The organism is Desertihabitans aurantiacus, from assembly GCF_003344635.1.
Taxonomy (GTDB): domain Bacteria; phylum Actinomycetota; class Actinomycetes; order Propionibacteriales; family Propionibacteriaceae; genus Desertihabitans; species Desertihabitans aurantiacus.
The window spans coordinates 1-5,977 of sequence record NZ_QPKK01000239.1; the positions used below are offsets into that span (position 1 = coordinate 1).

At 75.7% G+C, this 5,977-nt stretch carries 8 protein-coding genes; 7 read left to right on the forward strand and 1 reads right to left on the reverse strand.

Annotation, left to right across the window (positions count from 1 at the left end; translation table 11 throughout):
* From DVA66_RS16025 to DVA66_RS16045, 5 genes are all read left to right on the forward strand, one after another.
* A partial coding sequence (locus DVA66_RS16025) for a small multidrug efflux protein (RefSeq protein WP_114560977.1) occupies positions 1–398 on the forward strand: 398 nt, incomplete at its 5' end.
* Between the two features lie 28 nt (positions 399–426).
* The gene (locus DVA66_RS16030) at positions 427–1,155 is read left to right on the forward strand and encodes a GOLPH3/VPS74 family protein (protein WP_232822009.1); all 729 of its coding nucleotides are present in this window, start codon (positions 427–429) and stop codon (positions 1,153–1,155) included.
* A gap of 38 nt (positions 1,156–1,193) precedes the next feature.
* Entirely contained in the window at positions 1,194–2,036 is an 843-nt protein-coding gene (locus DVA66_RS16035; protein ID WP_114560978.1) for a putative RNA methyltransferase, read from the forward strand.
* Between the two features lie 76 nt (positions 2,037–2,112).
* Positions 2,113–3,423 carry a glutaminase gene (locus tag DVA66_RS16040; RefSeq protein WP_114560979.1) on the forward strand — a complete coding sequence of 437 codons (1,311 nt, stop codon included), beginning with the start codon at positions 2,113–2,115 and terminating at the stop codon, positions 3,421–3,423.
* The gene (locus DVA66_RS16045; protein WP_114560980.1) at positions 3,420–4,415 is read left to right on the forward strand and encodes a pirin family protein; all 996 of its coding nucleotides are present in this window, start codon (positions 3,420–3,422) and stop codon (positions 4,413–4,415) included. Before DVA66_RS16040 ends, DVA66_RS16045 begins: the two co-directional genes overlap by 4 nt.
* Positions 4,416–4,430: 15 nt before the next feature.
* On the opposite strand, the gene DVA66_RS16050 is transcribed toward DVA66_RS16045, so the two are convergent.
* Positions 4,431–4,691, reverse strand: coding sequence for an amphi-Trp domain-containing protein (locus DVA66_RS16050; protein ID WP_114560981.1), 261 nt, complete (start codon positions 4,689–4,691; stop codon positions 4,431–4,433).
* A 118-nt stretch (positions 4,692–4,809) separates the two neighbouring features.
* Between DVA66_RS16050 and DVA66_RS16055 the strand changes: the two genes are divergently transcribed.
* A complete protein-coding gene (locus DVA66_RS16055) occupies positions 4,810–5,790 on the forward strand; it encodes a MurR/RpiR family transcriptional regulator (protein WP_114560982.1) in 981 nt (326 codons plus the stop codon).
* The coding region (locus DVA66_RS16060) for a hypothetical protein (RefSeq protein ID WP_198671841.1) at positions 5,787–5,977 on the forward strand (191 nt) is incomplete at its 3' end. The genes DVA66_RS16055 and DVA66_RS16060, both read left to right, overlap by 4 nt.

Consider the following 5,977-nt stretch of genomic DNA (forward strand, 5'->3'; position numbering starts at 1 on the left):
CCGGCAACCTCCTCTGCGTGCTGGGGGTCGTGCTGCTCACCGCCCGCGCCCGGGCCGCCGTGGTCTCCCGGCGCTCCGAGCGGGTCGCCGCAGGGGCCGGCGCCCCCGCCCCGGAGGGCGAGGAGGGGACGGACCCCGCGGCCCCCGCCGAACCGGCCGCGAAGCCGAAGTCGAAGGGACGTCAGCGGTTCGACCGCTGGCTGGTCCGCTTCGGCGTCCCCGGGGCCAGCCTGCTCGGCCCGCTCGCCGTCCCCACCCCCTTCACCGCCGCCCTCCTGGTCGGCGGCGGGACGCCACGGGGCTGGGTGCTGCTCTGGCAGGCGGTGGCGATCGTGCTGTGGACGACCATCGCCACCGTGTCGGCCTGGCTCGCGCTCCAGGTCGTCACCCTCGTCTGACACCTGCACCGCCCCGGAAGGACGCACCGTGACCCAGCCCGACGACCACCCCGACCGACCCGACGGGCCCCGTCCCGACGCGGCCCCGACCCTGGCCGAGGACCTCCTGCTGCTGCTGTTCAAGCCGCGCTCCGGCACCATCGCCGGCGAGGCCACGCTCTACTACGCCCTGGCCGGCGCCCTGCTGGCCGACCTGGCCCTGGACGGACGGTTGCGCACCGCGCCCCGGTGGACGGGCACCGTCGAGGTGGCGGCCGTCTCGGGCACCGAACCGGACGACGAGCTGCTGCGGACGGCGTGGCGCTACGTCGCCGACCGCCCCCGTGGCGTCCAGACCGTGCTGGCCGCCATCGGTCCCACGTTGCGCCAGCCGGTCCTCGACCGTCTGGTGGCCCGGGGGGACGTCCGGCAGGAGCGGCGCCGCGCGCTCGGGCTGATCCCCACCACGGCCCTGCTCGACGGCGGCACCGGCCGCCGCGACAGCCTGCTCGCCGACGTCCGCGCGGTGCTGGTCGACGGCGTCGAGCCGGCTCCGCGGACCGCGGCGCTGACCGCCCTGGTGTGGGCCAGCGGCACCCTGCCCGAGCTGCACCCGGTGATCCCGTGGGGCACTCCGGTCATCACCCGGGCCCGGGAGCTCGAGCGCGGCAGCTGGGGTGCGGCCGCCGTCGGCGAGGCGGTCACCCGCACCACGATCGCGGTCGTCAGCGCCGTCGCCGCCAGCGCGGTCGCCCAGGCCACGTCCTCGGGCAGCTGACCCGATGACGCGGGCGGGCCGGGCTAGGGTCGGGACCCGTGGACGGCGCGGAGCACCTGGCGGACGTCTTCGTCTGCCCGCTCTGCACCGGGGCCTTCGGCGTCCGCGACGGCCGCACCCTGGCCTGCCCGGCCGGGCACGCCTTCGACGTCGCCCGGGAGGGCTACGTCAACCTGGTGCCGGCGCAGAGCCGGCGCTCCAAGCAGCCGGGCTACAACAGCGAGCTGATGACGGCCCGGCACCGCTTCTTCGGCTCGGGTGGCTACCGGCCGGTGGCCGAGGCGGTCGCCGGGCTCGCCGCGGCTGGTGCCGACGCGGGCGCGCGGGTGCTCGACGCCGGCTGCGGCGAGGGCTACTACCTGCGGGTGCTGCGGGAACGCGCCCCGGGGCTCGACCTGCTCGGCACCGACGTCTCCCGCCCGGGGGTGCGGACGGCGTCGCGGGCCGATCCCGCCGGGGCCTACGCCGTGGCCAGCTCCTACGCGCTGCCGGTGCCCGACGCCTCGCTCGACGTGCTGGTCAGCCACTTCTCGCCCAACCCCGTCGAGGAGTTCGCCCGGGTGCTGCGGCCCGGTGGCACGCTGCTGGTCGGCGGGCCCGGCGCGGACCACCTGTTCTCGCTCAAGGCCGCCGTCTACGACCACCCCCGGCGCCACGACGAGGACAAGCACGTCCTCACCGACCACCGGTTCACCCGGGTCGGGCGGGAGGTCGTCCGCTACGAGCTGCCGGTCGGCGACCCCGGCACACTGGCCGCGCTGTTCACCATGACGCCCTACACCTACGGCGCCACCGACGCCGACCGGCTGCCCGGCCGAGCCGGCGGGGCGTTCAGCACCGAGGTGCACGTGCTCCTCGACCGGTACGTCCGGACGTCCTGAGCCTGCACCTCCCGGCGGCACCCACCGGCGGCACTACGGTGGAACCGCGCACCCACCCCCACTCCGAGGAGGACAGATGCGCTCGATGGTCCCCGACTACCTGGCCGACGCGCTGGTGGAGGTCGAGCCCGACACCTCCGGTGAGCTGGCCGACTACATCCCCGAGCTCGCGGCCGCCGACCCCGGACGGCTCGGCGCGGCCATCGCCATGGTCGACGGAGAGGTCTACGGGGCCGGTGACGTCGACGTCGAGCTGACCATCCAGTCGATCTCCAAGCCGTTCGCCTACGCGCTCGCGCTGGCCGACCGCGGGTTCGACGCCGTGCTGGCCAAGGTGGGGGTCGAGCCGTCGGGGGAGGCCTTCAACGAGATCTCGCTGGAGCCCGCGACCGGACGTCCCCGCAACCCGATGATCAACGCCGGCGCGATCACCACCCACGCGCTGGCCGGCGCCCCCGGGCTCGACCCGGCCGGACGCGTCGAGCGGGTGCTCGACGGGCTGTCGGCCTTCGCCGGCCGGCGGCTGCGGGTGGACGAGGAGGTGTGCGCCTCGGAGCTGGAGCACGCGCACCGCAACCTCGCCATCGGCCACCTGCTGCGCAGCCACGGCGTCCTCGCCGAGGACCCGGACACCGTCGTCGAGGGCTACACCCGGCAGTGCTCGGTGCTCGTCACCACCCGCGACCTGGCCCTGATGGCGGCGACCCTGGCCAACCGCGGCGTCAACCCGCGCACCGGCGAGCGGGTGGTGCCCGAGCCGGTGGTACGCCAGGTGCTCAGCGTGATGGCGACCTGCGGTATGTACGACGCCGCCGGCGACTGGGCGACCCAGGTCGGCATCCCGGCCAAGAGCGGGGTGGCCGGCGGTCTGATCGGCGCGCTGCCGGGCCAGATCGGCATCGCCACCTTCTCCCCGCGGCTCGACCGGCACGGCAACAGCGTCCGCGGGGTGTCGCTGTTCGGACGGTTCTCCGCCGACATGGGCCTGCACGTGATGGAGGTGCCGCCGCCCGCGCTCGGGGTGGTCCGCGCGCACACCGTGCTCGGCGACGGGCCGGACGCGGTCCGGGTGGTGCAGCTGCAGGGCGGGCTCGGCTTCGCCGCGCTCGAACGGGTGGTGCGCGAGGTCGCGGCCACCGACTTCCCCGAGACGACGGTCGCCCTCGACCTCAGCACCGTCTACTCCGTCGACGACGTGGCCCGGCGGATGCTGCTGGAGCTGGTGCGCCGGCTCACCCTGGACGGCCACGACGTCCACCTGGTCGACCCGGAGCTGCTGGTGCCCGCCCCCGACCCCGGTGACGGCGGACGGGTCACCGTCGTCGGCTCCGTGGACGACGTGCTCGCCACCGGCCGCCGCGTGACGGGAAGCGGGGCCGTGCGATGACCAACCCCGAGCCGCGCCCGGCCGAGGGTGTCCTCGGCGACCAGCCTCCCGCCGCGGGCACGGAGGTGCTGGAACCGCGGCTGGTGCCGCTGGGCGGGCTGCGGGCGATGACCGTGCACCGGACCCTGCCGCAGCGGCAGCGCTCCCTGGTGGGCGCGTGGTGCTTCCTCGACCACTACGGGCCCGACGACGTCGCGGCCACCGGCGGCATGCAGGTCGCCCGGCACCCGCACACCGGGCTGGCGACGGTGTCCTGGCTGTTCAGCGGCCGGATCGAGCACCTCGACTCCGGCGGCAACGCGGCCACCGTCCAGCCGGGTGAGCTCAACCTGATGATCGCCGGCCGGGGCATCACCCACCAGGAGCTCAGCGACCGCGGCACCAGCACCCTGCACGGCGTCCAGCTCTGGTACGCGCTGCCGGAGGCCACCCGCTTCAGCGAGAACGGGTTCGTCCACCACGTGCCCGAGCCGGTGCACCGGCCCGGGCTCACCGCCCGGGTGTTCATCGGCGCCCTGCTCGGCTCGGTGTCGCCGGTCGAGACCCGCACCCCGGACCTGCTCGGCGCCGAGCTGCTGCTGGAGGCCGGCGCCACCGTGCGGCTCCCGGTCCGCGCCGACGTCGAGCACGCGGTGCTGGCCGAGGACCGCGACGTCACGGTCGACGGGACGCCGGTGGCGCACCGCTCGCTGGCCTACGTCCCGCCCGGCACGCAGGAGCTGGTGCTCACCGCCGGGGAGGAGCGCACCCGCGTCGTCCTGCTCGGCGGGGTGCCGCTGGGTGAGCAGGTGGTGATGTGGTGGAACTTCGTCGGCCGCGACCACGACGAGGTCGTGGAGTACCGGCGCCGCTACCAGGCCGAGCTCGGGTTCGAGCCGGCCGACCCGCGGGACGCCGGCAAGCCCGCGCTCTTCGGCGACTTCCCGCCCGGGCAACCGGCACCCCTGCCCGCGCCGCCGCTGCCGGGGTCCCGGCTGGTGCCGCGCGGCTGAGCCGCGCCCCACACCTCAGACGACGTCGTCGGCCTCGCCGGCACCCTGGTCGGAGTCGTCGATGCTCCACCTCAGCTGGAGCTCGACCTCCTCCTCCCCGTCGCCGCGCTCGTGCTCGACGGAGAACCGCGCGCGGGCCGGCACCCGGAAACGCTCACCGGCGACCTGGATCCGGAAGGGCCTCCCGGTCTCGAGGGCGTCGGCCAGCCGGCGCAGCTTGGCGACGGCCTCCGCGGTGGAGGGGATCGTCTCGACGTCACGGTCGTCCTTGGGCATGGCGCCAACCTAGGGACCCGGTGGCGCACCTGGTCCCCGCCGCCCCGACGGACGCGATCCGTGAAAGTTCTTGTCAACCTCTTGCCACCTGGACGTCGCCCCGTTGACACTCTTTGTCATGTCGACGACGACGGCGTCCCGTCCACTCCTGGTGCTGGCCGAGCTGCGGCGCCTGCTGCCGACGCTCCCCGCCTCGGTGCAGCGGACGGCCGAGACGGTGATCGCCGACCCGGTCGGCAGCGTCTCGGGCACCATCGGCGAGCTCGCCGCGGCCAGCGGCACCTCCACCTCCGCGGTCTCCCGGCTCTGCCGGCGTCTCGGGGTGGACGGCTACCCGGCGCTGCGGCTGGCCGTGCTGGCCGACTCCGCCCGCGAGCAGCCCTCGGCCTGGGAGTCCGACGTCTCGCGCACCATCAGCGCCGACGACCCGCTGGAGGACGTCGCCGCCGTGCTCGGTGCGGCGCAGTCCCGCGCCGTGGCCGACACCCTGGCCGGTCTCGACCTCGACGCCGTGCGCACCGTCGCCCGCCAGATCAGCACCGCCCGCCGGGTGCTCGTCCTCGGCGTCAGCGGCAGCGCGGTGATGGCCGCGGAGCTGCAGCTGCGGCTGCAGCGGATCGGCGTCACGGTGTGGGCCCACTCCGACGTCCACGAGGGTCTCACCGCGGCCGCGCTGCTGGACGAGCGCGACGTCGCCGTCGCCATCTCCTGCACCGGGGCCACCGCGGAGACCGTCGACATGCTGCGCTGCGCCGCCGAGCACGGGGCCGCCACCGCCGCCATCACCGGCGCCCGGACCTCCCCGCTGGCCGAGCACGCCGACTCCCTGCTGCTCACCGTGACCGAGGAGACCACCTTCCGCGAGGGGCCGCTGGCCGCCCGCTTCTCCGAGCTGACCGTGGTCGAGCTGCTCTACCTCGCCGTCGCCCAGCTCGGCGGTGACCGCACCACCGACCTGCTCACCGCCACCGCGCGTGCCGTCCGCGGCCATCAGGTGGCTCCCGGCACCACCCGCACCACCCGCACGCCCCGCACCACCGCACGTCCGCCCGCACCCACCCACGCCATCGCCGACCCCGGCGAGGAGGAGCAACGATGACCGACCACCCGGTGTCCCGCAAGGGCTTCCTCGGCCTGGGAGCCGCCCTCGGCGGCGCCCTGGGCGTCCCGGCGAGCGGCTGGGCCGCCGCCCCCGCGCACGCCCGCACCCCGCAGCAGCCGACCGCCACCGGCACCGGTGGCCCGCTGCTCGACGGCTCCCGCTTCCCGATCGGCGTGTTCTGGCC

What these genes read in the sequence shown, in the direction of transcription:
- DVA66_RS16040 (WP_114560979.1), top strand. Translation starts at nt 2,113, where the DNA reads ATGCGCTCGATGGTCCCCGACTACCTGGCCGACGCGCTGGTGGAGGTC.
- DVA66_RS16045 (WP_114560980.1), top strand. Translation starts at nt 3,420, where the DNA reads ATGACCAACCCCGAGCCGCGCCCGGCCGAGGGTGTCCTCGGCGACCAG.
- DVA66_RS16050 (WP_114560981.1), bottom strand. Translation starts at nt 4,691, where the DNA reads ATGCCCAAGGACGACCGTGACGTCGAGACGATCCCCTCCACCGCGGAG.
- DVA66_RS16055 (WP_114560982.1), top strand. Translation starts at nt 4,810, where the DNA reads ATGTCGACGACGACGGCGTCCCGTCCACTCCTGGTGCTGGCCGAGCTG.